We start from the raw sequence: 26549 nt of genomic DNA on the forward strand, positions 1-26549 counted from the left end.
ATCTGGAATCTGGAATCTGGAATCTGGAATCTGGAATCTGTAGCCGCTGCCGTAGGCTGCGATCGGCTCCGCAGGAGACGCTAACCTGTCTCCACGAGCCGCCTGACACACCGCAGCGCCTGCTCTGGCGAGTCCTGCGGCCTCGTTCGCAGCCTGCGCCAGCGGCTACAGGGGATCAGTCGCGGTAGTGGCGGTGCTTGCGATGCCCGTAGGCATGGCCACGGCCACGGTGGCCGTCGCGGTAGTAGCGGCGGTCGTCGCGGCCGCGGTAGTCGCGATCTTCCCGGGCACTTTCATTGCCCATGTAGTTGCCCAGCGCGCCGCCGGCGCCACCGCCTGCCGCTGCGCCGATCAGGCTGCCGGTGTTGCCGCCCATGCTGCGGCCCACCACGTTGCCGCCGGCTGCGCCCAGGGCGCCACCAATGGCTGCCTGGCCACGGCTGCGTTTGTCCGCACCCACTGCGCTACCGCCGGCGCCGCCCAGGGCCGCACCGATGGCGGAACCGGTATTGCCGCCGATCTGCTGACCGACCACCGAGCCTAGAACCCCGCCCAATGCGCCGCCCACACCTGCTTCAGTGGTGCCTCCGGCAGAGGCGACGCCGCTGACCAGGCCAAGGGACAACAAGAGAATCGAGGAGAACTTCATAGAGGAGCCTCAAAGGGATGACGGCGCGATCCTGAGGCTGTATCGAGGGGCTTACAAACGAAATCCGACGAATAGCACGAATTGTACACAATCTCGTAACTTATTGTTTTTAATGCGGAACTTAAGTGATTTTTGCGGGTCTTTAGCTACTTCGGAACGGCCGCTTTGATACAAAAGCGGCCTTTTTTGTGCCTGCGGTTCAAGGCTGCGCAGCGGCTGTCGCCGGCTCCTACGGTTCACGCGCTAACCGTAGGAGCTGGCTTGCCAGCGAAGAGGCCCTCAAGCCAGGAATCAGGCCGAGCGAGCCATGATCAGGCCGCTGGCGCTGGCCGCTTCCAGGCGAATGGCGATGAACTTGGAAGTCGGGGTGTGGCTGCCGTCGCCGGTGCTTTCCAGCGGTACCAGGGGGTTCACTTCCGGGTAGTAGGCCGCGGCCTGGCCGGCCGGAATGTCGAAGGCCAGCAGGGTGAAGCCCTTGACCCGGCGCTCGCGGCCGTCGTCCCAGAGCGAGACGATATCGGCCTTTTGCCCCGGCTTGAAGCCCAGGCGGATGATGTCCGCCTCGTTGGCGAACAACACGTCGCGCTGGCCCTTGACCCCGCGGTAGCGGTCGTCCAGCCCATAGATGGTGGTGTTGTACTGGTCGTGGGAGCGCATCGATTGCAGGATCAGGTCCGGCAGTTGGCCGGTGGCCCGGGTGCGCTCGTGGATCAGGTCCTTGGGCAACGAGTTGGCGCGGAAGTTGGCGCGCCCCGACGGGGTGTTCCACTGGCGGGCGCCGGCGCTGTTGCCCAGGTAGAAGCCGCCCGGGTGCTTGAGCCGTTCATTGAAGTCCTTGAAGCCGGGAATGGTGTCGGCGATCAGGTCACGGATGCGCCCGTAGTCCGCTGCCAGCCAGTTCCAGTCCACCGGTTGGCTGCCCAGAGTCGCGGCGGCGATGCCGGCGAGGATCCACGGCTCGGAGCGCATCTGCGACGACAGCGGCTGCAGCTGGCCGTTGGAGGCGTGGACCATGCTGAAGGAGTCTTCCACGGTCACCGCTTGCGGGCCGCCCGCCTGCTGGTCGATATCGGTACGCCCCAGGCATGGCAGGATCAGTGCGTCCTTGCCGTGGGCCAGGTGGCTGCGGTTGAGCTTGGTGCTGATCTGCACGGTGAGGTCGCAGTTGCTCAGGGCCTGGAAGGTGCGCGGGCTGTCCGGGGTAGCCTGGGCGAAGTTGCCTCCCAGGCCGATGAATACCTTGGAGCGGCCTTCGAGCATGGCGTGGATCGCCTCGACCACGTTGTGGCCGTTGTCCCGGGGGGCCTTGAACTGGAAGCGCCGCTCCAGGGAGTCGAGGAAGGCCACTGGCGGGCGTTCGTTGATGCCCATGGTGCGGTCGCCCTGCACGTTGCTGTGGCCACGCACCGGGCACAGCCCGGCGCCGGGCTTGCCGATGTTGCCGCGAAGCAGCATCAGGTTGGCGATTTCCTGGATGGTCGGCACCGAGTGGCGGTGCTGGGTGATGCCCATGGCCCAGCACATGATCACGTTCTTGCCCTTGGCGTACATGCGTGCCGCTTGCTCGATTTCCACCAGGGCCAGGCCGGACTGCTCGACGATCTGCTCCCACGGGGTGTCGTCGATGGTGCCCAGGTAGTCGAGCACGTTGGCGGTGTGGGCGTTGAGGAAATCGTGGTCGAATACCGACGCTGTCCCGGCTTTCTGCGCATCGCGCTCCCACTGCAAAAGGAACTTGGCCATGCCCCGCAGCAGCGCCATGTCGCCGCCCAGGGCCGGGCGGAAATAGGCGGTGTTGGTCGGTCGATTGCCGTTGGTGAGCATTTCGAGCGGGTTCTGCGGGTGCTGGAAGCGTTCCAGGCCGCGCTCCTTCAACGGGTTGACGCATACCACCTGGGCGCCGCGCTTCACTGCTTCGCGCAGCGGTTCGAGCATCCGCGGGTGGTTGGTGCCGGGGTTCTGGCCCCAGACGAAAATAGCGTCCGCGTGTTCGAAATCGTCAAAAGTCACGGTGCCCTTGCCGACTCCGACGCTTTGCGCCAGGGCTACGCCGCTGGCCTCGTGGCACATGTTCGAACAGTCGGGGAAGTTGTTGGTGCCGTAAGCGCGCACGAACAATTGATACAGGTACGCCGCTTCGTTGCTGGCCCGGCCCGAGGTATAGAACTCGGCCATGTCCGGGCTGGGCAGGTTGCGCAGATGCTTGGCGATCAGGCTGAAGGCGTTTTCCCAAGTGATGGGCTGGTAGCGGTCGGTGTCGGCGTTGTAGCGCATCGGCTCGGTCAGACGGCCCTGGTACTCCAGCCAGTAATCACTTTGTTCCAGCAGCGAGGTGACGCTGTGTTTGGCGAAGAAGGCCGCGTCCACCCGGCGCTTGGTGGCTTCCCAGTTCACCGCCTTGGCACCGTTCTCGCAGAATTTGACCATGCCGCTTTCCGGCGAGTCGCCCCAGGCGCAGCCCGGGCAGTCGAAGCCGCCGTTCTGGTTGGTCTTGAGCATCATGCGGATGTTCTTCAGCGCGTTGTCGCTGGTCAGCCAGGCCTGGGCCACGCTGATCAGGGCACCCCAGCCACCGGCGGGTCCCTTGTAGGGCTTGTAGCGGGCTACGGGTTTCTGATCGGCTTGGTTATGTGTACTCACGGGCGACTCTCCATCGCAGGCTGCTGACCCGCAGCGCACGCTCGGCGGCAGGTGGACAAGGTTGAGACGCTGCTCGCGCGACCAGCGTCTGGCCGGGCAAATGCCTTCGCGTACTAGCGTTCGAGGGATGCTGTGGGGCTGGCTGGCAGCGAGTGCGGGTGCCCGTTTCGCCAGGGCTGGCGCCGCGCCGGGGTGACCAGCGGCGTAACGGCTCCCAAGACTAAGCGCGGCAATCTGTCGCGTCTAATTGCTAGTACTGATCTATTGATAGATGGCGTCGATCAAGAATCGCCGAAGGATTGCTGGTAGAGGGCGAAGCAGGCTTGCGCCAGGGCCGAGCGCGGCGCGCTGCGGCGCATGATCAGGCCCAGGCGGGCCAGGGTCTGGGCATCGGCAATGGGTTGCAGGCGCAGGTGCTCGGTGAGGGTTTCCAGGCCGCTGTCCAGAGGCATCACGGCGCAGCACAGGCCGCCATGGACCATCTGCACCAGCTGATGGACGGCGTCGGTCTGCAGCACCGGCTGCGGTTGCAGGCCGCGGATGTGGAAGTTGTGGTCGATGGACTGGCGAAAGTGCATGCCGCTGGTGAGCAGGCCCAGGGGCAGTTCGATCAGCGCCTCCCAGCTCAGGGGCTGCTCGCCGAAGCTGAAGTGCCGGTGGTCGTAGAGCAGGCCCATGTGGGTCGGTTCCAGGGGCAGGGAGTCGAAATTCTCGCTGTCCAGGCGCTCCAGGTAGGAAACCCCGAGGTCCAGGCGATTGCTGGCCAACTGTTCGAGGATCTGTTCCGAGCTCAGGGACGAGAGTTCGAAGCGCAGGTTCGGGTGCTCGGCATGCAGGCGCTGCAGCAATGGCTGGGGATTGAAACTCGACAGCGGCACTACCCCTACGCGCAGGGTGCCCACCAGGTTGCCGCGGCAGGCGGCGGCCTCGGCCAATAGCCCGTCATGGGCGGTGAGCACGGTGCGGGCCCACGCCAGCACCCGCTCGCCGGGTGCGGTGAAGCCTTCGAAACGCTGGCCGCGCTTGACCAGCGGCAAGTCGAGCTCTTCTTCCAGGCTGCGCAGGCGCATGGAGAGGGTCGGCTGGGTGATGTGGCAGCGCGCGGCGGCTTGGCCGAAATGCCGGGTTTCGTCGAGGGCGATGAGGAATTTCAGCTGCTTGAGGTCCATCTTCGCTCCGGAGCGGCAAAAGGCCGGGATTCTACCGCGGGCCTGTGACCTTGGGTCACTGGTCGCCCGGGAACCTCATCCGGCCAGGCTGGTCTAGTCTTTCGCGTCTGGATCTATCAACCAAGGAGTGTGCGACATGAGCATTTTCAGCTTTGTGAAGGAAGCCGGTGAGAAACTGATCGACCTGTTGACCCCGGGTAACGCCAATGCCAGTGAGCAACTCAAGGAGCACATCGAAAAGGTTGGCCTGGGCAATCCCAATGTTCATGCCACGGTGGAAGGTGACAAGGTGATTGTCAGCGGTGAAGTGGCGAGCCAGGAAGAGAAGGAGAAGATCTTGCTGGCCCTGGGCAACATTTCCGGCGTCGGCAGTGTCGAGGACCAGATCACCGTGACCGGTCCGGCGGTGGTTTCTGCGGTATTCGTCACCGTGAAGAAAGGCGACACCCTGAGCGCCATCGCCAAGGTGCAGTACGGCGATGCCAACAAGTACAACAAGATCTTCGAGGCCAACAAGCCGCTGCTGTCCCACCCGGACAAGATCTACCCGGGCCAGGTGCTGCGTATTCCCGAATGATCGGTTCTCTTCGCGGGCAAGCCCGCTCCCACGGGGTTCTGTAGGAGCGAGCTTGCCCGCGAAGGGCTTCACAAGCCTTCGATCAACGCCCGGTAATCCCCCACCGCCGCGAACTCCGCGGTGTCTTTCGGCCCTCTGCGGCTGTCCGGCTGGCTCACCGCCAGCAACTGCGCCACACCAAAGTCCCGCGCACTGCGCAGGATGGGCAGGGTGTCGTCGATGAACAGGCTGCGGGCCGGGTCGAAGCGGATATCGGCCTGCAAGGCGTCCCAGAACTGGGGGCTTTCCTTGGGGAAACCGTAGTCGTGGGAACTGATCAGGCGTTCGAAGTATGGCGCCAGTTCGATCCGTTCCAGCTTCAATGACAGGGAGTCGCGATGGGCGTTGGTGATCAGGATCACCCGCTTTCCGGCTTGCTTGATGGCTGCAAGAAAGGTGTCTGCGTCCGGACGCAGGGCGATCAGGTGCGCGGTTTCCAGCTTCAACTCGCGCACCGGCAGTTGCAGTTCGGCGCTCCAGAAGTCCAGGCAATACCACTGCAACTGGCCGGCGTTGCGTTCGAACAGGGGCTGCAGCTCCAGCTCGGCCATGGCCCGGCTGACCCCGTGCAGCTCGGCGTAGCGTTGGGGCAGGTGTTCCATCCAGAAATGGTTGTCGTAGTGCAGGTCCAGCAAGGTGCCGTCCATGTCCAGCAGGACGGTATCGATCTGGTGCCAGGGCAGTAGGGCCATCGAACACTTCTCCAGTGGTAAGAAAACAGCCGACCGGCGGGGTCGACAAGGCCAGTGGGGCAGGGAGGCCCGGTCACTAGAACGGATAGAAAGGAGCCGCCTCGAAGAGGGCGGTCACACGCAGTAAACAATAGGTTCCGCCGTGGTGCTGTGCACCGGCAATCTGCAACCCAGTCACTTTAAAACAGGCTGTATAGTAACCCGCTATCGCCAAGGAGCCCGCTATGCGCCAGAAACCCACCGTACTCGCCCGCGAGATCGTCGCCACCAGTCGTCTGTTCTGTGTCGAAGAGGTGCAGTTGCGGTTTTCCAATGGCGTCGAACGTACCTATGAGCGCCTGGTGGGCAAGGGCGCCGGCTATGGCGCGGTGATGATCGTGGCAATGCTCGACGCCGAGCATGCAGTGTTGGTGGAGGAATACTGCGGAGGCACCGACGCCTACGAGCTGTCGTTGCCCAAGGGCCTGATCGAGCCGGGGGAGGATGTGCTGGCAGCGGCCGAGCGCGAGCTCAAGGAAGAGGCCGGGTTTGGCGCGCGGCAACTGGAGCACCTGACCGAGCTGTCGCTGTCCCCGGGCTACATGAGCCAGAAGATCCAGGTAGTGCTGGCCACCGATCTGTATGAAGAGCGCCTGGAAGGCGACGAGCCGGAGCCGATGCGGGTCGACAAGGTCAACCTGCGCGAACTGGCGAGCCTGGCGCAGAACCCTCAGTTCAGCGAAGGCCGGGCCCTGGCTGCGCTGTACCTGACCCGCGACCTGCTGAGCCAGCGCGGGGTCTTTCAAGCATGAGCGAGACGTCAATGAATTTTCCCCACCCCTTGCTGGCGCCGGTTGCCGAGCTGGCCCTGCGTGCCGGTGAAGCGATCCTGCCGTTCTGGCGCGCCGATGTGGCGGTCAATCACAAGGCCGACGAGTCGCCGGTGACCGCCGCCGACCTGGCCGCCCATCACCTGATCGTGGCCGGCCTCACGGCCCTGGACCCGAGCATCCCGGTGCTGTCCGAAGAGGATGCGGACATTCCCCAGGCCACCCGCGCCAGCTGGCAGCGCTGGTGGCTGGTGGACCCGCTGGACGGCACCAAGGAATTCATTTCCGGCAGTGAAGAATTCACCGTCAATATCGCCCTGATCGAGCAGGGGCGGGTGGTGTTCGGCGTGGTGTCGATGCCCACCAGTGGCCGCTGCTACCTGGGCGGTGCCGGCCTTGGGGCCTGGCGCGTGGATCGCGGGCAGGCACCGCAGGCGATCCAGGTGCGTGAGCAACCGGGGGCCGGCGAGGCGTTTACCGTGGTGGCCAGCCGCCGGCATTCGAGCCCGGAGCAGGAACGTCTGCTCAGTGGTTTGAGCGCCGCCCTGGGTGAATTGCAACTGGCCAATATCGGCAGTTCGCTGAAGTTCTGCCTGCTGGCCGAAGGCGCGGCGGACTGCTATCCGCGCCTGGCGCCCACCTCGCAGTGGGACACCGCGGCGGCCCAGGGCGTGCTCGAAGGCGCGGGCGGCGAGGTGCTGGATCTCAGCGGTGCGCCGTTCTGCTATCCACCTCGGGAGTCGTTGCTCAACGGCTTCTTCCTGGCCCTGCCGGCCAAGGCGCCCTGGCGCGCCAAGTTGCTGGAACTGGCCCGCTCCTGATCACCTCGCGGCGACTTGCCGCTGCCACCCTTGTGCAGGAGCCGGCTTGCCGGCGACGGGGCCCTTGGGCCCTGTGCAAGCATTTCCGGCCTCTTCGCTGGCAAGCCAGCTCCTACAGATTTGAGCCGGGTCGCAAACGGGTTAGCGGTGCAGGACGTACTGGCCGGTAAAACGCACGGCGTCTTCTGCGCTGCCGGCATTGACGACCCGGGTGTGCAAGGTCAGCCGGGCACGGCCGTAGCGCTGATACATGGCGAGGAATTTGTTCCAGACCTTGTCATCCGGTGCGGCGCAGATCGCCACGGCGTCGCCGGTCACCGGCAGCGGGTAACTGATCTGGCCTTCCTGGATGACGATGTGCCCGTCATCGATGCCCTGTTCCTTGAGCCGCAGGTGCAGCCAGCCCCAGCCGGCGAGCACCGCACCGCAGTACAGGCTGCCGCCGAACATGGTGCTCTTGTGGTTGACGTTGGCCTCCAGGGGCAAGTGCAGGCGCAACTCTTGCACCTGGCAGTCGAGCACCTGCAGACCCATGTCCCGTGTCAGGGGGATGTCGCGGTGGAGGATGGATTCCAGGTATCGACTGTCGCGATTCATGCCGGGGCCTCAGGGGTCAAGGGAATAACGGAACGCTTCATTCTGATTCGTCGCCGGGCTGGTTGGCGCCGCCGTCGGCGAAGTTCAAACCGTGCTTGCGCAGCTTGTCGTGCAGGGTCTTGCGTGGAATCCCCAGGGCTTCGGCGAGGCTGCGCATGGAGCTGTGGGGCTGGGCCATTTCAGCGGCGATCAGGGTCTTTTCGAAGTGCTCCACCTGCTCGCTCAAGCCTCCTTCGATCAGGCTCGGGGCCGCAGCCGCGGGCGTACCCGGCTCGCTGTTGTCCAGGGCCAGTTCTAGGCCCAGGGCGAAGCGTTCGGCGGCGTTCTGCAGCTCGCGCACGTTGCCCGGCCAGCTGTGGCGCAGCAGCAAGGCACGGTGTCCGGGTTGCAGTTCCTGGGGCGGCAGGCCGTGGCGGGTGCTGGCTTCGTCGGCGAAGTGCTGGAACAGCATCAGCACGTCTTCGCCACGCTCGCGTAGCGGTGGAATGCGCAGCGGCGCGACGTTCAGGCGGTAGTAGAGGTCGGCGCGAAAGCGTCCCTGGTCCGCGGCCTGACGCAGGTCCTCCTTGGTGGCGGCGATGATGCGGATATCCAGCGGGATCAATTGATTGCCCCCCAGGCGTTCCACCACCCGCTCCTGCAGCAGGCGCAGCAGCTTGACCTGGACATCCAGGCTCATGCTTTCGATCTCATCGAGGAACAGGGTACCGCCGTTGGCAAATTCGAACTTGCCGATGCGGCGTTTCTGCGCGCCGGTGAAGGCTCCCGGCTCGTGGCCGAACAGCTCGCTTTCCACCACCGATTCCGCCAGGGCCCCGGCGTTGATCGCTACGAACGGCCCGTTGCGCCGTCCGGAGAGATCGTGCAGGGCACGGGCCACCACTTCCTTGCCGGCGCCGGTCTCGCCGAGGATCAGCACATCGGCCCGGGTCGCCGCCAGGGCGCCGATCTGCTGGCGCAGGCGCAGCATCGGCGGCGACTGGCCTACCAGCCGCGCACTGAGTTCCTGACGGTCGCTGAGGGCCAGGCGCAGGCTGCGGTTGTCCAGCACCAGGCGCCGCCAGTCCAGGGCGCGGCGCACGCTGTCCAGCAGGGCATCGCTGGCGAAGGGCTTTTCCAGAAAGTCATAGGCGCCGGCACGCATGGCCTGCACGGCCAGGGGCACGTCGCCGTGGCCGGTGATCAGCAGCACCGGCAGTTCCGGGTCCTGGGCATGCAGCTGGTTGAGCAGCTCCAGGCCGTCCATGCCGGGCATGCGGATGTCGCTGACCACCACCCCCGGCCAATCCCGCTCCAGGCGCGGCGCCAGGCCCTGGGCTTCGGCGAGGGACAGCACCTTGAGCCCCGCCAGGTCCAGGGTCTGGCTCAGGGCCTGGCGCAGGTGGGGATCGTCGTCGATCAGCACCACTTGCAACTGAGGATCGAGGCTCTCGGGATGGCTCATCGCTCACTTTCCAGATCGTGTCGGGGCCGGGAGCGCCGGGCCGGACAGGGTTGATATCGGGTTGCCGCTCTGCTTCATACCCCGCGGTCCTCGGAGGGCTGCAGGCTGACCCCGGGGGCCCCGGCCCGCAGGCGCAGGGTGATCAGGGCCCCGCCTTCGCGGTGGTTGGCGAATGACAGTTCACCGCCGAAGGCGCGCATCAGGGTGTCGCAGATGGCCAGCCCCAGGCCCAGGCCCTGAGTACGGGTCTTGGTGGTGTAGAACGGCTCTCCGGCGCGACCCAGCGCTTCCATGCAGAAGCCCGGACCGTTGTCGCGAATGTACAGGTTGACGCCGGTGGCGGTGGATTCGGCACTCAGCCAGAGTTTGCGCGGTGGGCCTTTTTCGGTCAGGGCATCCAGGGCATTGGCCAGCAGGTTGCCCAGTACCTGGCGCAGGCGGGTTTCCCCGGCTTCGACCCACAGGGTGGCAGCCGGCAGGTCGCGGATCAGTTCCACTTCCATGGCCCGGCGGCGCTTGGCCAGCAGCGCCAGGGCGTCGTCCAGGGCCGGTTGCAGGGCCACGCTTTCCGGGGCGTGGTGATCGCGCCGGGCGAAGGCCCGCAGGTGGGCAATGATCGAGGCCATGCGCCCGGTCAGTTCGCTGATCAGTTTGAGGTTGCCTCGGGCGTCGTCGGTGCGCTGGTGGTCCAGCAGCACTTCGGCGTTCTCGGCATAGCTGCGGATCGCCGCCAGGGGCTGGTTGAGCTCGTGGCTGATGCTGGCCGACATGGTGCCCAGAGCCGAGAGCTTGCCGGCCTGGACCAGGTTGTCCTGGGCCCGCACCAGTTCCTGCTGGGCGTTCTCGCGCTCCAGCACTTCCTGCTTCAGGCGCCGGTTGAGGCTTTCCAGGTCGCTGGTGCGCTCGGCCACACGCATCTCCAGCTCGCGCCGCGCCTTGGCTTCGAAGGCGATCCGCTCCAGATAGTGGCGGCGGCGCTGCATCATCAGGCCGAGCAACAGCATCAGCACCAGCAGCGCGGCGGCGCCCACGGCCACTACCGTGCGCACCGGCCGGTCGATCAGGGTGCGCGGCGCGAGGATGCTCACGGCCCAGCGGGTTTCGTCGATCTGCTGGGTTTGGGTCAGCCAGGCATTGGGGTTGAGGTTCAGCGGCCTTGGGTCGCGAGTCGGATAGGGCTGGATGGCGACGATCGCCTGGCGTTCCTCGTCGCTCAGCGGCCGGGTCGCGCGAAAGCGCCATTCCGGGCGCGAGGTGAGGATCACCACGCCATTGTGGTCGGTCAGCAGCAATTGCTCGGGGGTCCGTCCCCAGAGGCTTTCGGTGTGGTCCAGGTCGACCTTGACCACCAGCACGCCAAGGATCCGCTCGCCATCGCGCACCGCGGCAGCAAAGAAGTAACCGCGCTTGGCCGAGGTGGTGCCCAGGCCGAAGAAGCGCCCCAGGCGCCCGGCCATGGCCTCGCTGAAATAGGGGCGGAAGGCGAAATTGCGACCGACGAAGCTGTCGTGCTTGTCCCAGTTGGAGGCCGCCAGGGTCTTGCCGCTGGTGTCCATCAGGTACATCACCTCGGCGCCGGTCTGGGCACTGATGTTCTTCAGCAGGCGGTTGGCGTTGCCCTGGGTCACGCCATCGTCCGGGGCGCCGAGTACCGCGCGCAGTGCCGGCAAGTCGCCGAGGATCTGCGGCAGCACTTCGTAGCGGTGCAGGGTGCCCAGCAGGTTGGCCACGTACAGGTCGAGGGTCTGGCGGTTCTGGCTGGTCAGCTCGTTGCGGTAGTAGCGCTCCGCCAGATGCTCCAGCGGCCACAGCAACGGCGCCAGGCACAGTGCCAGCAAGGCCAGGCTGCGCCAGCGAGGGCGACGGGGAAGGGGTGGGGTCATGGAAAAGGCGCCTGTGGATACAGGCGCATTATGCCTAGCCCTGCTCGGCAAGACACTCGCGCAATGCGGTGTGCCAGTCCGGCTGGACCACGCCCCACTCCCGTGCCAGGCGGCTGCAGTCCAGGCGCGAGTTCAACGGCCGCGGCGCCGGTGTCGGGTAAGCGCTGGAAGGGATGGCTTCAAGGACGGCGCAGGGTTTGTCCATGGCCAGCAACTGCTCGCCGATGGCCTGGGCAAAGCCGAACCAGGAAGTCTCGCCGTGGGCGGTGAGGTGGTAGGTGCCCCAGGCGCCGGGCTGCCCGGCTCGCCAACGCTCGATCAGCGCCCGGGTGCTGGTGGCGATGGTGCCGGCCCAGGTGGGCGCGCCGATCTGGTCGGCCACCACCCGCAGCTCGGGTTTTTCCTGCAGCAGGCGCTGCATGGTCAGCAGGAAGTTCTTGCCATGGCTGGAGTAGACCCAGCTGGTGCGCAGGATCAAATGCTGGCCCTGGACCAGCCGGATCGCCCGTTCGCCAGCCAGCTTGCTCTCGCCGTAGACACTCAGCGGGTTGGGCTCGTCGTCCTCAACATAGGGCGTTTCCTTGCTGCCATCGAACACGTAGTCGGTGGAGTAGTGAATCAGCGGCACACCCAGCTCGAAGGCTTCCTGGGCGAAGATCCCGGGGGCCGTGGCGTTGATCGCAAAAGCCAGGTCCGGCTCGCTCTGGGCCTGGTCGACGGCGGTGTGGGCGGCGGCATTGATGATCAGGTCCGGGCGAGTGGCGCGCACTTGCTGGCGGATCTGTTCCGGGTGGCTCAGGTCCAGTTGCTCACGACCCAGGACCACCAGCTCGCCCAGGTCGCCGAGGCGCTGCTGCAGCTCCCGGGAGACCTGGCCGTGCTGGCCGCTGATAAGGATTTTCAGAGGAGCGTTCATGGGAACAGATCGGCTTCTTCAAGGCTTTTACCTTTCTGGTCCTTGGCCGAGAGCGTTGGCATATCCTGCAACTGCCAGTCGATCGCCAGGGTCGGATCGTCCCAACTGATGCAACGCTCAGCAGAAGGCGTGTAGTAATCGGTGGTCTTGTAGAGAAACTCGGCAGCGTCGCTGAGTACTACGAAGCCATGGGCGAACCCTTCGGGAATCCATAGTTGGCGATTGTTATGTGCAGACAGGCGAACACTTGCCCAACGGCCAAAGTTCGGGGAGCTACGCCGGATATCGACGGCTACGTCCAGAACCTCGCCGGCAATCACCCGGACCAGTTTTCCCTGCGGGTGCTCAATCTGGTAGTGCAGACCACGCAGGACGTTCTTGACGGATCGCGAGTGATTGTCCTGTACAAAGCTCTTCTGCAAGCCGGTGGCCTCTTCAAAGGCCTTGGCATTGAAGCTCTCGTAGAAGAAGCCACGCTCGTCGCCAAAGACCTTGGGCTCGATAATCAGTACACCGGTGAGCTCTGTCTGAATGATGTTCATTGGGTCTCCCCCGCCAGAGTGAACAGGTACTGGCCATAGCCGGTCTTGCCGAAGTAAGCGGCGCGCTCCAGCAGGTGCTCGCGGCTGATCCAGCGGTTCTCATAGGCGATCTCTTCCAGACAGGCGACTTTCAGGCCCTGGCGATGCTCGATGGTCTGCACGTATTGCGAGGCCTCCAGCAGGCTGTCGTGGGTGCCGGTGTCGAGCCAGGCAAAGCCCCGGCCAAAACGCTCCACGTGCAGGTCGCCACGCTTAAGGTAGGCGTTGTTGACGTCGGTGATCTCCAGTTCGCCCCGGGGCGAAGGCTTGACGTCCCTGGCAATCTGCACCACGTCATTGTCGTAGAAATACAGGCCGGTGACCGCGTAGCTGGACTTCGGCTTCTTGGGTTTCTCTTCGATGGACAGGGCACGGCCCTCGCTGTCGAAGTCGATGACTCCGAAACGCTCCGGGTCCTTGACCCAGTAGCCGAACACCGTGGCGCCGCTGGTGCGCTTGGCGGCGTCGCGCAGCTGTTCGCCGAAGTACTGGCCGTGGAAGATGTTGTCGCCCAGGATCAGGCACACCGGGTCATTGCCGATGAACTCCTCGCCAATCAGGAAGGCCTGGGCCAGGCCATCCGGGGAAGGCTGTTCGGCATAGCAAAAACGCACGCCGAACTGGCTGCCGTCACCCAGCAGGTTGCGGTATTGCGGCAGGTCCTGGGGGGTGGAGATGATCAGGATGTCCTGGATGCCGGCCAGCATCAGTACCGAGATCGGGTAGTAGATCATCGGCTTGTCGTAGATTGGCAGCAGCTGCTTGGACACACCGAGGGTGATGGGGTGCAGACGGGTGCCGGAGCCGCCCGCCAGAACAATGCCTTTGATCATGCAATCAGATCCTTGATGTCGGTGGAACCCAGGCGTTGGCCCTGGTAGCTGCCGTCTTGTACCCGGCGGCACCACTCGAGGTTTTCCAGGTACCACTGCACGGTCTTGCGCAGGCCACTGGTGAAGGTTTCTTCCGGAACCCAGCCCAGCTCGCGCTCGATCTTGCCGGCGTCGATGGCGTAGCGCAGATCGTGGCCGGGGCGGTCCTGGACGAAGGTGATGAGGTCGGCGTAGTGAGCCACGCCCTGGGGTTTGTGCGGGGCCAGCTCTTCCAGCAGGCTGCAGATGCCGCGTACCACGTCGATGTTCTTCTGCTCGTTGTGGCCGCCGATGTTGTAGGTCTCGCCGACCGTGCCTTCGGTCATCACCTTGAACAGGGCCCGGGCGTGATCCTCGACATACAGCCAGTCGCGCACCTGCAGGCCGTTGCCGTACACCGGCAGCGGTTTGCCTGCCAGGGCGTTGAGGATCACCAGCGGAATCAGCTTTTCGGGGAAGTGGAACGGGCCGTAGTTGTTGGAGCAGTTGGTGATCAGCACCGGCAGCCCATAGGTACGCTGCCAGGCGCGGACCAGGTGGTCGGATGCGGCCTTGCTGGCGGAGTAGGGCGAGCTGGGGGCGTAGGGCGTGGTTTCGGTGAACAGGTCATCGACGCCATGCAGGTCGCCATAGACCTCATCGGTGGAAATATGGTGGAAACGGAAAGCGGCTTTTTCCGCCTCGGGCAATGTGTGCCAGTAGGCGCGGGTCGCTTCCAGCAGGCTGTAGGTGCCGACGATATTGGTCTGGATGAAGTCGGACGGCCCGTCGATGGAGCGGTCGACATGGGACTCGGCAGCCAGGTGCATGATCGCGTGGGGCTGGAAGCGCGCCAGCACGGCGCTGACGGTGGCCTGGTCGACGATATCGGCCTTGACGAACTCATAGCGGCTGTTGCTGGCGATGCTGTGCAGCGATTCCAGGTTGCCTGCGTAGGTCAGTTTGTCCAGGTTCAGCACTTCGTGTTCCGTGTGCTGAAGCAGATGGCGGACCAGGGCCGAGCCGATAAAACCGGCTCCGCCGGTAACGAGAATGCGCATATTTGGGGCCTGTATCCTTGAAAACGGTCATTTGCTGCGACGAATGCAGCATAGCTTGTCGATAGGACGCCTAGGGTGCAATAGCAACAACCGCTTGATTGCTCTGCGAACCGTCGGAAATTTCGCCGGCCGAAGTTTACAGCAGGCAAGGCTCTGGTCTTGCCTGTGCGCTTTGGGGTTGCGCATTAACTTGCGCAGTGGCGATATAAGCGCCCTATAACAATTCCAGGGGTCGTTGTATGTTGCTCGCCACCTTGATCCACCGTGCCAGTCTGCCCAGCCCGCAAGTCTTAGCGCAGCAAGCGCTGGAGTTGCTGGAAAGCCACTACGGCCTGCACGGCACCCTGCATTCGCTGGGCAGCCAGCAAGACCTCAACTATCGCGTCGACAGCCCCCAGGGGCGGTTTGTCCTGAAGATCTGCCGCGGCGACTACTCGGTCCTGGAGTTGCAGGCGCAGCACGCCGGCCTCAAGCATCTGCAACAGCACCCGGAGCTGCGAGTGCCCAGGGTCATCCCGGCGACAAACGGCGCGGACCTGCTGTCCCTGGAGATCGCCGGGCAAGCGCTGCACGTGCGCCTGCTGGACTATATAGAAGGCCGCTCCCTGACCCAGCTGCCGCACCTGGGCGGCGAGCTGGTGGCGGGCCTGGGCCGGCTGTGCGGGCAGATGGACCTGGCCCTGGCGGATTTCGAGCATCCGGGCCTGGAGCGCACCCTGCAATGGGACGCCCGGCATGCCCAGGCATTGATCGGGCATCTGCTGCCGATCATTGCCGACCCGCAGCAACGAGCGGTGATCGCCAGCGCCGCGCAACGCGCCGAGCGCCGCCTGCATCCGCTGCTGGAGCAACTGCCGGTGCAGGCCATCCATATGGACATCACCGATGACAACGTGGTCTGGCAGCGGGATGAAGCACGGCACTGGCAGGTGCAGGGGGTGATCGATTTCGGCGACCTGATCCGCACCTGGCGCATCACCGACCTGTCGGTGACCTGCGCGGCGCTGCTGCATCACGCCGAGGGCGACCCGCTGCGCATCCTCCCGGCGATCCAGGCCTACCATCAGGTCAACCCGTTGCAACGTGCGGAACTGCTGGCGCTCTGGCCTCTGATCGTGGCCCGGGCGGCGGTGCTGGTGCTCAGTGGCGAGCAGCAGGTCAGCATCGACCCGGGCAATGCCTACAGCCGTGCCAACCTGAGCCACGAGTGGGAGATTTTCCAGGTCGCCAACTCGGTGTCGTTCGAGTTCATGGAGGCGGCGATTCTCACCGCTGTCGGGCACGCACTGCCTGCCATCGGTGGTGAGGGGTTCGCCCCGCTGTTGCCGAGCCTGGTGGGGCGCGAATTCGCCCTGATCGACCTGGGCGTGCTCAGCCCGCACTTCGAGGCGGGCAATTGGGAGCAGCCGGGGATCGACGATCGCCTGTTGGCCGAAGCCGGCGCCGCCCATGGCCTGGCAGCCAGCCGCTATGGACAGTACCGCCTGTCGCAGACCCGTCCCGATAGCGCCGAGGAACCCTCGACCTGCCCCTTGCATGTACAACTGCAAGTGCCGCCAGGCACCGCTGTGGAAGCGCCGTTCGCCGGGGTCCTGCACCGTGCCGAGCAAGGCCTGTTGCGCCTCGATGGCCCGACCCTGAGTGTGCACCTGTGGGGCGTCGAGCCTTCGTTGCAGCCGGGAGCGGCGCTGGTCAAGGGCCAGGTGCTGGGCGCCGTGGCGGCGGATGGTCGGCTCAAGGTGCAGCTGTGTCGGGCTGCCGAACTGGATCCGCCGCTGTTCTGTACACCGTCCCGAGCCCCGGCCTGGCAAGCCCTTTGCCCCTCGCCGGCGGCGCTGCTGGGGCTGGCCTGCGATGCCGAGCCGGAACTGGATCCGCAAACCCTGCTGGAGCGTCGTGACGCCAGTTTTGCCCGCTCGCAGAAGCACTATTACGTCGATCCGCCGCGGATCGAGCGCGGCTGGCGCAACCACTTGATCGACATGCAGGGGCGTTCCTACCTGGACATGCTCAACAACGTCGCGGTGCTGGGCCACGGTCACCCGCGCATGGCCGCTGAAGCGGCGCGGCAATGGTCGCTGCTCAACACCAACTCGCGTTTCCACTATGCGGCGATCGCCGAGTTCTCCGAGCGCCTGCTGGCCCTGGCACCGGATTCCATGGACCGGGTGTTCCTGGTCAACAGCGGCACCGAGGCCAATGACCTGGCGATCCGCCTGGCCTGGGCCTACAGCGGCGGGCGCGACATGCTCAGTGTGCTGGAGGCCTACCACGGCTGGTCGGTGGCGGCTGACGCAGTGTCCACCTCCATCGCCGACAACCCCCAGGCCCTCACCAGCCGTCCGGAGTGGGTGCACCCGGTGACCGCGCCCAACACCTATCGCGGCGAGTTCCGCGGCCAGGACAGCACCCCGCACTACCTGCGCAGCGTCGACCAGCAACTGCACAAGCTGGATGAGCAGCAACGCCAGCTGGCCGGTTTCATCTGCGAACCCGTGTATGGCAACGCCGGAGGGATTTCGCTGCCACCGGGCTACCTGCAGCAGGTCTACGAGCGGGTGCGGGCTCGGGGCGGGGTGTGCATCGCCGACGAGATCCAGGTCGGCTACGGGCGCATGGGCCAGTTCTTCTGGGGCTTCGAGGAGCAGGGCGTGACCCCGGACATCATCACCATGGCCAAGGGCATGGGCAACGGCCAGCCCCTGGGTGCGGTGATCACCCGGCGGGAAATCGCCGAAGCGCTGGAGGCCGAAGGCTATTTCTTCTCCTCGTCCGGCGGCAGCCCGGTCAGTTGCCGCATCGGCATTGCGGTGCTGGACGTGATGCAGGAAGAGAAACTCTGGGAAAACGCCCAGGTGGTCGGTGAACACTTCCGGCAGCGCCTGGAGGCGCTCAAGGAAAACCACCCGCTGGTGGGAGCGGTGCATGGTTCCGGTTTCTACCTTGGGCTGGAACTGATCCGCGATCACGCCACCCTGGAACCGGCCACCGAGGAAACCACCCTGCTGTGCGAACGCCTGCGCGAGCTGGGGATTTTCATGCAACCTACCGGCGATCACCTGAACATCCTCAAGATCAAGCCGCCGATGGTCACGACTCGCCAGAGCGTGGATTTCTTCGTCGACATGCTGGCCAAGGTGTTGAGCGAAGAGCTGTAGGCGCAGGGCTCTGCTTTGCGTTGACCTCCATTCGCCGGCAGGCCGGCTCCTGCAACGCTTGGTAGGAGCAGGCTTGCCGGCGAATGCGTTTCTTTATAATTCGATTGTTATCGGCTTTTTGTCGTTAATTTATCGTAGTTAATGGTTTTTCAGCTTTTAAAGTCGATATTTATCGGATATAAAGTGGCCATATCCAGGCTTGGCCTCGCCGTGCCCGGTGCCTTGTGTCCGTTGTCATCGACCGCTTCGCCTTGCCCAGGAGTTGATCCATGAGCCGTACCGTTACCGTCGCCGCTACCCAGATGGCCTGTTCCTGGGACCTTGAGGCCAACCTCGAAACCGCTGAGAAACTGGTACGCGAAGCCGCGGCCAAGGGGGCGCAGATCATCCTGATCCAGGAACTGTTCGAGGCGCCTTACTTCTGCCAGAAGCCCAACCCGGATTACCTGCAACTGGCCACCACGGTGGACAGCAACGCCGCCATCGCGCACTTCCAGAAAGTCGCCAGGGAGCTGCAAGTGGTGCTGCCCATCAGCTTCTACGAGCTGGCCGGGCGGGCGCGTTTCAACAGCATCGCGATCATCGATGCCGATGGCAGCAACCTCGGGATTTATCGGAAAAGCCACATCCCGGATGGCCCCGGCTACCACGAAAAGTACTACTTCAACCCGGGCGATACCGGCTTCAAGGTATGGAACACCCGCTACGCGAAGATCGGCGTGGGCATCTGCTGGGACCAGTGGTTCCCCGAGTGCGCCCGCAGCATGGCCTTGCAAGGCGCGGAGATTCTCTTCTACCCCACCGCCATCGGCAGCGAGCCCCACGACCAGACAATTTCCTCCCGCGACCACTGGCAGCGGGTGCAGCAGGGCCATGCCGGGGCCAACCTGATGCCGCTGATCGCCAGCAACCGCATCGGCAACGAAGAGCAGGACGGCTACGACATCACCTTCTACGGCTCGTCCTTCATCGCCAATCAGTTCGGCGAGAAGGTTCAGGAGCTCAACCAAACTGAAGAAGGTATCCTTGTGCACAGCTTCGACCTCGACGAGCTCGAGCACATCCGCAGCGCCTGGGGCAGTTTCCGTGACCGTCGTCCGAACCTCTATGGCGCGCTGAAAACCCTCGACGGTTCCCTGGAGTCCTGAACACTATGAGCACTTTGCACAGCACGCCGCGCGCCGACGGTTTCTACATGCCCGCCGAATGGGCGACCCAGACCCAGGCCTGGATGATCTGGCCCGAGCGCCCGGACAACTGGCGCCTGGGCGGCAAGCCGGCGCAGGCCGCCCATGCCGCGGTGGCCAAGGCCATCGCGCGCTTTGAACCGGTGACAGTGGCCGTGTCCGCGGCCCAGTATGAAAACGCCCGGGCACGCCTGGACGTGCCCAATATCCGTGTGGTGGAAATGTCCAGCGACGACGCCTGGGTCCGCGACACCGGCCCGACTTTCGTCATCAACGCCAGCGGCGAAGTGCGCGGCGTGCACTGGGGATTCAACGCCTGGGGCGGCTTCGAAGGCGGCCTGTATTCGCCGTGGAACCGTGACGAGCAGGTCGCCAGCAAGGTGCTGGAAATCGAACGTTGCCAGGAGTACCGCACCGAGGGCTTCGTGCTCGAAGGTGGCTCGATCCACGTCGATGGCGAAGGCACCCTGATCACCACCGAGGAATGCCTGCTCAACCACAACCGCAACCCGCACCTGTCCCGCGAAGAGATCGAGGCGGTACTGCGCGAGCATCTAGCGGTGGAGCAGATCGTCTGGCTGCCGGACGGCCTGTACAACGACGAAACCGACGGCCATGTGGATAACTTCTGCTGCTATGTGCGCCCGGGCGAAGTGCTGCTGGCCTGGACCGACGACCCCCAGGACCCGAACTACCCGCGTTGCCAGGCCGCCCTGCAGGTGCTGGAAAACACCCGTGACGCCAAGGGCCGCACCTTCAAGGTGCACAAGATGCCGATTCCCGGCCCCTTGTACGCCACCGAAGAGGAATGCGCCGGGGTCGACGCGGTAGAGGGCAGCCAGGAGCGCAACCCTTCGGTGCGGCTGGCGGGTTCCTACGTGAACTTCCTGATCGTCAATGGCGGGATCATCGCGCCCAGCTTTGACGACCCGATGGACGCCCAGGCCAAGGCCATCCTGCAGCAGCTGTTTCCCGAGCACGAAGTGGTGATGGTGCCGGGCCGTGAACTGTTACTGGGGGGCGGCAATATCCACTGCCTTACCCAGCAACAGCCCGCGCCACAGCGGATTTGAGTGCCGTTGTAACAGCCGATGCCGGTTGTTTGCCGGTGCCGGCCCGGCCCGTGGCCTGAGCTTCACCAGCCAGCCCGCAGCCTAGACAGGCCGCGGGCTTTTTCATGGCCGTATATCGGCACGGGTGGCACATTGGCATAGCTCTTGTATCTCTCCTGGCGTGATTCTGAGACATGGAGAACGGTGTTGTTCTGTCATAAAGCTTGGATAAGTTAGGCCGCTCAGATACCAGGAGAGCGCTGGAATGAACATGGTCAGCGAGCGGGCGTCCCATCCCTTGGCAATGAATAACGAGTCGCTGCAGGTGCTGGCCCAGTGGTTGAAGTCCAATGGAACGCGTCAGATCAGGGAACCTGATCCGCGCCGGATCATCATTGAGCGTTACCCCGCTGGATTGCTCAGCGAGGCGGAACTGCAGGCGTTGTGGGATGTGGTGAAAGGATAGACAAACAAGGGATTGTGCGAAGCGCTGCCGGGATGGCAGCGCTTTTTTTTGCCTGGCATTCAGATGCCGGGCGTCCGGGTGTCAGAAGCGGTAGTTGCCGGTGACCACCAGGCTGCGAGGGTCGCCCGGCTGGATCTGGAAGGCGCTGGTGGCGGAACTGTAGTACTCGCGGTCGGCGATATTGTTCAGCGCAGCGCGTACGTCCCAGTCCTTGTGCCGGTAACCGGCCAGGGCGTCCCAGCGGCCATAACCGGGCAGCGCCACGGTGTTGCTGCTATCGGCGAAGCGGTCGCCGACCAGGGTCAGGCCGGTCTCGGCGTACCAGCCCAGTTCCGGTTTCCAGGTGATGAACAGGCTGCCATTGCGCTTGGCGACGTTGTTCACGCGCTTGTCTTCGAAGCCGTTGTTGTCCTTGACCACCACGGCGTCCTGCAGGCCGATGCCGCCGCGCAGGTACCAGTTGCCGACGATCTTGCCGGTGCCCGTCAGCTCGATGCCGCGGGAGCGTTGCAGCCCGGTGAGCAGGGTGATGCTGCGGTCTTGCGGATCGGAGGTGCGACGGTTGTAGAGCTCCAGCTCATACACCGCCAGGGTGGTGCTCAGGCGTTCGTCCAGCCAGTCGCTCTTGACTCCGACTTCCTTCTGCCGGGTGAGCTCAGGGCTCAGGTCGTTGCCGTTACCGGCGGCGTTCGGGGTGATGCCGATCAGGCCGCCGCCCACCGGTGAGAACGACTTGCTCCACGAGGCATAGAACGAGTGGTGCTCCAGCGGCGTCCAGACCACCCCCAGGCGCGGGCTGACGCTGTGGCTTTCGCGGCTTTCGGAGAGCCCGTTCTTGCGGTTGCTGGTCTGCACATCGAAGTTGTCGTAGCGCAGGCCGGCGAGCAATTGCCATTGATCGTTCAGGCGCAGTTGATCCTGCACATAGAGGGCCCGGCTTTCGACCTCGGTGTGGTTGTTGCTGGAGACCTGCATGCGGCCGGTGTGGCTCTGGTACGGGTTGGGGTTGTACAGGTCGACGGCGGGCACCGCCTGGCTGCCCGGCCCGGAAGTGGCGGCGTTGTAGAGGATCGGGTCGCGGCGCTGGCTGCCGAGCTCCAGGCCGGTGAGCAGGCGATGTTCCAGGCCGAAGGTGTCGAAACGGCCCTCCAGTTCGGTGTTGTTGTAGACGTTGCGGGTCTTCAGGTCCTGCTGCCAGCGTTGGCGTTGGACCTTGCCCGTCGTGGCGTTGTAGCCGGTCTGGTAGGTGTTGTCGAAGTCGCTGTCGAGCTTGAATACCCCCAGGGTGTGGCGCAGTTGCCAGTTCTCGCTGAGCTCGTAGCTCAGCTTGGAGCGCAGGGACTGGGACTTGTCGTCGATGTAGTCGCGGTGATCGCCGTAGGTGGTGTCGCGGCTGACGTCCGCCGGGCGTCCATTGACCCCGGGGATGCCGCGGTCCGGGGTGCGGTTGTAGCGGCTGTATTCGTACTGCACCAGCCAGTTCAGGTCCGGGGTCAGTTGCCAGCTCATGGACGGGGCGAACAATTGGCGGTTGCCGCTGACGCCTTTGCGGAAACTGTTCCGGTCCTCGTTGCCCAGGTTCAGGCGCAGGCTGACGTTCTCTGTCGGGTCGGCGCTGAGGTCGGCATACAGGCTGCGCAGGTCCTGGCTGCCGCCCTGGACTTCGACGCTGGAGCGGCGGCCGAATTCCGGCAGCTTGCTCACCCGGTTGATGATCCCGCCCTGGCTGCCACGGCCGTAGAGCACTGCCGCCGGGCCCTTGAGCACTTCGATGCGCTCGATGTTGTGCAGGTCGCGCACGTATTGGCTGTCGTCGCGGATGCCGTCCAGGTAGAAGTCGTTACTGGCATCGAAGCCGCGGATCCGCAGGCTGTCGAAGCGCGTGTCCGAGCCGCTGCTGACGTTGGGAATGCCACTCAGGGCGCTGCCCAGGTCGTTGACGCCGTAGTCCAGCACGTTGGCGGTCTTGATTGTGTCGATGGCCTGGGGCACGTAGCGCGCCGGGGTCGAGGTACGGGTTGCAGTGCTGACTTCCTTGACGCGAGGGTCATCGGGGTCGGCTTCGGCCTCGGCACTGATGGAGGTCATCGGCAGGGTAGTGCTGGCAGCGCAGGCAAAACCGCTGGCCAGCAGGGTGCAAAGACCCAGGGACAGGGGCATGAGGCGGAAATGGGCAGGCATCTGAAACGCATCCGAGAAGGGGGAATTCGAGGGTGCGAATGGTAATGCTTGTCATTAACAGATGTTAAATATTCCCTAATAAGTTCCCCGGGCTATTTGTTTCTGAATGTATCTTTCGGGTATCGGTTCGCATACTGAGGCTAAACAGACGGATTCGACCGGTTACAGCAACAGACTAAAAGCCAATTCGAGGTTTTTTCCTTGGCGCGCGCGGCCTAGTCTGCGTGACATCGAATTTTCAAGACCTTGCTGGAGCCCCGATATGTCCTTGGCCACCCTTCACTATATTTATGATCCCCTGTGCGGCTGGTGCTACGGTGCCAAGCCGCTGGTGCAGGCCGCCCAGGCGGTGGTGCCGGTGGTGGCCCATGCCGGCGGCATGATGACCGGGCGCAACCGCCAGCCGGTCTCGCCGCAACTGCGCGATTACGTCATGCCCCATGACCGGCGGATCGCCGAGTACACCGGGCAGCCTTTTGGCCAGGCCTATTTCGAGGGCCTGCTGCGGGATGAGACGGCCACCTTCGACTCGGCGCCGCCGATTGCCGCCGTACTGGCGGCCCAGGCTATGGAAGGGCGGGGCCTGGAATTTCTGGGCCGGTTGCAGACGGCGCATTATCTGGAAGGACGCAGGATCGCCGACCGGCAGGTGCTGCTGGAGCTGGCGCAGGCCCAGGGGTTTGCCCCGGCCGCCTTCGAGGCGGCCTTCGACCAGGCGGTGGCCCATGAACTGGACAACCATATAAAGGCGAGCCGGGCCCTGTTGGCCAAGGTCGGCGGGCAAGGCTTCCCGACCCTGGTGCTGGAGCGCGATGGTCGTTACCAGTTGCTCGACATCAGCCCCTGGCTGGGCAAACCCGAGGCCTTCGCCGACTGGCTGAAGACCTCCCTGGGCGCCGATAGCGGCCCTCACGATGGCGTGGTCCAGGCCTGTGGCCTGGACGGTTGCACACCCTGAACTCACCTGACCTGCGTGGAGTCACCCATGGATAACCTAGCGTTGATCAAGAGCACCTACGAAGGTGCCAACTCCCAGGAAAATGCGCGCAACACCGCAGCGGCCCTGGCCCCCGATGCCCGCTGGACCGAGGCGGCAGGCTTTCCCTATGCCGGCACCTACATAGGGTTCGAGGCGGTGCTGGAGCACGTCTTCAAGCGCCTGGGCTCGGAATGGCAGGACTTCACCTTCAAGGTCGAGAACTATGTGGCCCAGGGCGACAAGGTGTTCGCCTATGGCAATTACCAGGGCGTCTACAAGGCCTCGGGCAAACCGATCGATGTACGGGTGGCTCACTTGTGGACACTTAAAGATGGCAAGGTCACCCACTTCGAACAATTCGTGGACAGTCACAGTGTGCAGCTGGCAATGCTCTAGCCCGCAGTTCTTAGAATATTTTCAGCTATTCAAAGACGATTCACGAAATTGACACGTTGTTAAAGGCGCAGATAGGATTCGCCCCAACGCCTGTGGCCAGGAGCCATATTTCAGAATAATAAAAGGCCCACCGTGCTCACCCGCGGTCGGGCTTTTTTGTTTCAACGGTAGAAGAGCGTTCAATCGCCATAGCCGCGGAGCTCACAGCGCGTCACCAACCCGTAATAAGGAAAATAAAATGTTTAAACAGCGGATCTGCTTGGTTGCACTGGGGATTTTGAGCGCAACACAGGCCATGGCCGACGGCCAGGCCGACGCCAAGGGTTTTGTTGAAGACAGCAGCCTGAAAGTGCTGTTGCGCAACGCTTACATCAACCGTGACTACAAAGATGGCAACCCGGACAAGGCTGAATGGGGCCAGGGTTTCATCGGCACCTTCTCCTCGGGCTTCACCCAAGGCACCGTGGGCGTGGGCGTTGACGCCTTCGGCCTGTACGCACTGCGCCTGGACGGCGGCAAGGGTCGCAGCGGTGCCGGCGGCATCGACTTCTTCAAGCAGGGTGACAGCGGTAGCGCTGCAGACGACCTGGCCAAGGCCGGTGCTGCAGTCAAGTTCCGTTTCTCCAACACTGTGCTGACCTACGGTGACCAGATGCCGGCCCTGCCGGTGCTGAACTACGACAACTCGCGCCTGCTGCCGGAAAGCTACACCGGTACCCTGATCACCTCCAAGGAGATCAAGGGCCTGGAGCTGAACGCCGGTCACTTCACCGCCGAATCGCGCAAGAGCGCCGAAGGCCGTGACAGTGGTGGCCTGAAGTCGATCAACGTATTGGGCGGTAGCTACCAGTTCACCGAGCAGTTCAAGGGCGCGCTGTACGCTTCCGACGTCGAAGACGTGCTGAAGAAGCAGTACATCAACCTGAACTACGTGTTCCCGCTGGCCACTGACCAGTCCCTGACCCTGGACTTCAACGGCTACCGTACCGAGCTGGACAAGTCCTACGCCGAGAAGGCTAAAGCCGGCGGCGAAGACAACAAGATCTGGAGCCTGGCAGCCACCTACGCCATGGGCCCGCACTCCTTCACCCTGGCGCACCAGCGCAGCACCGGCGACAGCCACCTGGGCTATGCCTACGGCGGCTACCAGCGCGGTCAGAACCGCGTGGGCGATGGCGGCAACACCATCTACCTGGCCAACTCCTACTGGTCCGACTTCAACGCCGAAGACGAGCGCAGCTGGCAGCTGGGCTACGGTCTGGACTTCGGCGCCTTCGGCGTACCGGGCCTGACCTATAACGTGGCCTACGTGCGTGGCGACAACATCACCACCTCGACCTCCACCGGCGGCAGCGAGCGGGAAATCTTCAACCAGTTCAAGTACGTAGTACAGAGTGGCCCAGCCAAAGACCTGAGCGTGAAAGTACGCAGCTCGGTACTGCGCGTTTCGCAGAAGTCTTCCGAGTACAACGTGGGCGGCAACGAACTGCGTGTGTTCGTCGACTACCCGATCAACGTGTTCTGATGAACGCCTGATCACCGCCTGACTTCAGGTGGCGCAATGGAAAAAGCCCCGACTGGTTCGGGGCTTTTTTGTGCCTGGGCATCCGGGTTGCAGAAATGCCCGGGATGGCGGGTGACTGTTCTCGCCCGGGTGCTTTTTTCAGCCAGTGGTTGGCGCATATCAATCTTGTTACAGTCCACCCCCCTGTCTTGTCACGGATGATTTCGATGTTCCGTACCCTGCTATCCGGCCTGTGCCTGCTGAGCGTCGCCAGCATCGCCCACGGCCAGCAAGCGACTGCGCCCGAGCAGTTGCTGAGCGACTTCTCCCGCTGTGATGCGCAGTTCTTCCAGAACCTGAATACCGCCCGACTGCCGACCGGCACCTTGAGCCTGGCCCGGTACGGTGCGGTAAGCGCGCCCAAGGTCATGAACCCTTTGCAGGAAGGCGGGCGCTACCAGGCCTTCGAACAGCCGCTGCTGGTCAATGGCGTGCGCCTGGTGGGCTACTACAACGAAGCTCAGTCGCTGAAGTCGGTGGGCAACCTGCTGTTCTGGGGCTTTGTCGCCGAGGGCCAGCCCAAGGACGTGGCCGCGGCACTCAAGCCGCTGCTGGTGGACAACAGCCGCCTGAAGGCAGACCGCAGCGCCATGAGCCGGGTGGAGATCCGCCGGGTCGGCGACCCCATCGACCAGTGGCGCACCGAAGGCCTGGCGGGCGGTGGCGTGGCTACGCCGTTCGGTTATGTCGAACGCATCCTGAGCATCGACATCGGTACCACCAACGCACCGATTGCCGGACGCACCACGATCTTCTGCAGCTTGCAGGGTACGGTCACCGCGCCGTTGCTGCAGGTGTATCGCCCTGACCTCAACGCCCATCTGCTGGATTGAAAAA

At 64.1% G+C, this 26549-nt stretch carries 23 protein-coding genes; 11 read left to right on the top strand and 12 right to left on the bottom strand.

Annotated features, from left to right (window positions below; all coding sequences use genetic code 11):
* Positions 1 to 175: 175 nt before the first annotated feature.
* The 3 genes from KI242_RS01520 to KI242_RS01530 all read right to left on the bottom strand — a co-directional run bounded on the left by KI242_RS01520 (position 176) and on the right by KI242_RS01530 (position 4458).
* Complete coding sequence (locus KI242_RS01520) at positions 176 to 649, bottom strand: YMGG-like glycine zipper-containing protein (protein WP_011058670.1); 474 nt, start codon at positions 647 to 649, stop codon at positions 176 to 178.
* A 291-nt stretch (positions 650 to 940) separates the two neighbouring features.
* Positions 941 to 3289, bottom strand: coding sequence for an FdhF/YdeP family oxidoreductase (locus tag KI242_RS01525; protein ID WP_212805853.1), 2349 nt, complete (start codon positions 3287 to 3289; stop codon positions 941 to 943).
* A gap of 281 nt (positions 3290 to 3570) precedes the next feature.
* On the bottom strand, positions 3571 to 4458 hold the full coding sequence (locus KI242_RS01530) for a LysR family transcriptional regulator (protein ID WP_011058672.1): 888 nt from the start codon (positions 4456 to 4458) through the stop codon (positions 3571 to 3573).
* Between the two features lie 136 nt (positions 4459 to 4594).
* Here KI242_RS01530 and lysM point away from each other — a divergent pair, with 136 nt between their 5' ends.
* The gene (lysM, locus tag KI242_RS01535; protein ID WP_011058673.1) at positions 4595 to 5035 is read left to right on the top strand and encodes a peptidoglycan-binding protein LysM; all 441 of its coding nucleotides are present in this window, start codon (positions 4595 to 4597) and stop codon (positions 5033 to 5035) included.
* A gap of 68 nt (positions 5036 to 5103) precedes the next feature.
* Here lysM and yrfG read toward each other — a convergent pair whose 3' ends face one another.
* Positions 5104 to 5766, bottom strand: a complete 663-nt coding sequence (yrfG, locus tag KI242_RS01540; RefSeq protein ID WP_015633779.1) for a GMP/IMP nucleotidase — start codon at positions 5764 to 5766, stop codon at positions 5104 to 5106.
* Positions 5767 to 5990: 224 nt separating this feature from the next.
* On the opposite strand from yrfG, the gene nudE reads away from it, so the two are divergent.
* Both nudE and cysQ read left to right on the top strand, forming a co-directional pair.
* On the top strand, positions 5991 to 6557 hold the full coding sequence (gene nudE, locus KI242_RS01545) for an ADP compounds hydrolase NudE (RefSeq protein ID WP_011058675.1): 567 nt from the start codon (positions 5991 to 5993) through the stop codon (positions 6555 to 6557).
* Positions 6558 to 6568: 11 nt separating this feature from the next.
* The gene (gene cysQ / locus KI242_RS01550) at positions 6569 to 7396 is read left to right on the top strand and encodes a 3'(2'),5'-bisphosphate nucleotidase CysQ (protein WP_011058676.1); all 828 of its coding nucleotides are present in this window, start codon (positions 6569 to 6571) and stop codon (positions 7394 to 7396) included.
* Positions 7397 to 7537: 141 nt separating this feature from the next.
* Here cysQ and KI242_RS01555 read toward each other — a convergent pair whose 3' ends face one another.
* From KI242_RS01555 to rfbB, 7 genes are all read right to left on the bottom strand, one after another.
* Positions 7538 to 7993 carry a YiiD C-terminal domain-containing protein gene (locus KI242_RS01555; RefSeq protein WP_212805854.1) on the bottom strand — a complete coding sequence of 152 codons (456 nt, stop codon included), beginning with the start codon at positions 7991 to 7993 and terminating at the stop codon, positions 7538 to 7540.
* Between the two features lie 37 nt (positions 7994 to 8030).
* A complete protein-coding gene (locus tag KI242_RS01560; RefSeq protein WP_053155930.1) occupies positions 8031 to 9437 on the bottom strand; it encodes a sigma-54 dependent transcriptional regulator in 1407 nt (468 codons plus the stop codon).
* Between the two features lie 74 nt (positions 9438 to 9511).
* Entirely contained in the window at positions 9512 to 11320 is a 1809-nt protein-coding gene (locus tag KI242_RS01565; RefSeq protein WP_041115219.1) for an ATP-binding protein, read from the bottom strand.
* Positions 11321 to 11354: 34 nt separating this feature from the next.
* Positions 11355 to 12236 (bottom strand): dTDP-4-dehydrorhamnose reductase, encoded by an 882-nt coding sequence (rfbD, locus tag KI242_RS01570; protein WP_041115220.1) that lies wholly within the window; start codon positions 12234 to 12236, stop codon positions 11355 to 11357.
* A complete protein-coding gene (rfbC, locus tag KI242_RS01575; protein ID WP_041115221.1) occupies positions 12233 to 12778 on the bottom strand; it encodes a dTDP-4-dehydrorhamnose 3,5-epimerase in 546 nt (181 codons plus the stop codon). The genes rfbD and rfbC overlap by 4 nt, the downstream gene beginning before the upstream one ends.
* Positions 12775 to 13650 (bottom strand): glucose-1-phosphate thymidylyltransferase RfbA, encoded by an 876-nt coding sequence (rfbA, locus tag KI242_RS01580; RefSeq protein ID WP_015633785.1) that lies wholly within the window; start codon positions 13648 to 13650, stop codon positions 12775 to 12777. The genes rfbC and rfbA overlap by 4 nt, the downstream gene beginning before the upstream one ends.
* Positions 13647 to 14729, bottom strand: coding sequence for a dTDP-glucose 4,6-dehydratase (rfbB, locus tag KI242_RS01585; RefSeq protein ID WP_212805855.1), 1083 nt, complete (start codon positions 14727 to 14729; stop codon positions 13647 to 13649). The genes rfbA and rfbB overlap by 4 nt, the downstream gene beginning before the upstream one ends.
* Before the next feature lie 239 nt (positions 14730 to 14968).
* Between rfbB and KI242_RS01590 the strand changes: the two genes are divergently transcribed.
* The 4 genes from KI242_RS01590 (at position 14969) to KI242_RS01605 (ending at position 20592) form a co-directional block, all read left to right on the top strand.
* On the top strand, positions 14969 to 17887 hold the full coding sequence (locus KI242_RS01590; protein ID WP_053155936.1) for an aminotransferase: 2919 nt from the start codon (positions 14969 to 14971) through the stop codon (positions 17885 to 17887).
* A 269-nt stretch (positions 17888 to 18156) separates the two neighbouring features.
* Positions 18157 to 19035: an N-carbamoylputrescine amidase gene (aguB, locus tag KI242_RS01595; protein ID WP_011058685.1), complete on the top strand. Its 879-nt coding sequence runs from the start codon at positions 18157 to 18159 to the stop codon at positions 19033 to 19035.
* A 5-nt stretch (positions 19036 to 19040) separates the two neighbouring features.
* Positions 19041 to 20147 carry an agmatine deiminase gene (gene aguA / locus KI242_RS01600; protein ID WP_011058686.1) on the top strand — a complete coding sequence of 369 codons (1107 nt, stop codon included), beginning with the start codon at positions 19041 to 19043 and terminating at the stop codon, positions 20145 to 20147.
* Between the two features lie 244 nt (positions 20148 to 20391).
* The gene (locus KI242_RS01605; RefSeq protein WP_011058687.1) at positions 20392 to 20592 is read left to right on the top strand and encodes a hypothetical protein; all 201 of its coding nucleotides are present in this window, start codon (positions 20392 to 20394) and stop codon (positions 20590 to 20592) included.
* An 81-nt stretch (positions 20593 to 20673) separates the two neighbouring features.
* Here the strand turns inward: KI242_RS01605 and KI242_RS01610 are convergent, their stop codons facing one another.
* On the bottom strand, positions 20674 to 22773 hold the full coding sequence (locus KI242_RS01610; RefSeq protein WP_053155939.1) for a TonB-dependent siderophore receptor: 2100 nt from the start codon (positions 22771 to 22773) through the stop codon (positions 20674 to 20676).
* 262 nt (positions 22774 to 23035) lie between these two features.
* Between KI242_RS01610 and KI242_RS01615 the strand changes: the two genes are divergently transcribed.
* From KI242_RS01615 to KI242_RS01630, 4 genes are all read left to right on the top strand, one after another.
* Positions 23036 to 23731, top strand: a complete 696-nt coding sequence (locus tag KI242_RS01615) for a DsbA family protein (protein WP_011058689.1) — start codon at positions 23036 to 23038, stop codon at positions 23729 to 23731.
* A gap of 27 nt (positions 23732 to 23758) precedes the next feature.
* Positions 23759 to 24148: a nuclear transport factor 2 family protein gene (locus KI242_RS01620; RefSeq protein ID WP_015633792.1), complete on the top strand. Its 390-nt coding sequence runs from the start codon at positions 23759 to 23761 to the stop codon at positions 24146 to 24148.
* Between the two features lie 238 nt (positions 24149 to 24386).
* Positions 24387 to 25673: an OprD family porin gene (locus KI242_RS01625; RefSeq protein WP_015633793.1), complete on the top strand. Its 1287-nt coding sequence runs from the start codon at positions 24387 to 24389 to the stop codon at positions 25671 to 25673.
* 206 nt (positions 25674 to 25879) lie between these two features.
* Positions 25880 to 26545 (top strand): hypothetical protein, encoded by a 666-nt coding sequence (locus KI242_RS01630; RefSeq protein ID WP_230493583.1) that lies wholly within the window; start codon positions 25880 to 25882, stop codon positions 26543 to 26545.
* The last annotated feature ends 4 nt before the right edge of the window (positions 26546 to 26549 follow it).

The organism is Pseudomonas sp. Eqa60 (assembly GCF_018326405.1).
Classification (GTDB): domain Bacteria; phylum Pseudomonadota; class Gammaproteobacteria; order Pseudomonadales; family Pseudomonadaceae; genus Aquipseudomonas; species Aquipseudomonas protegens.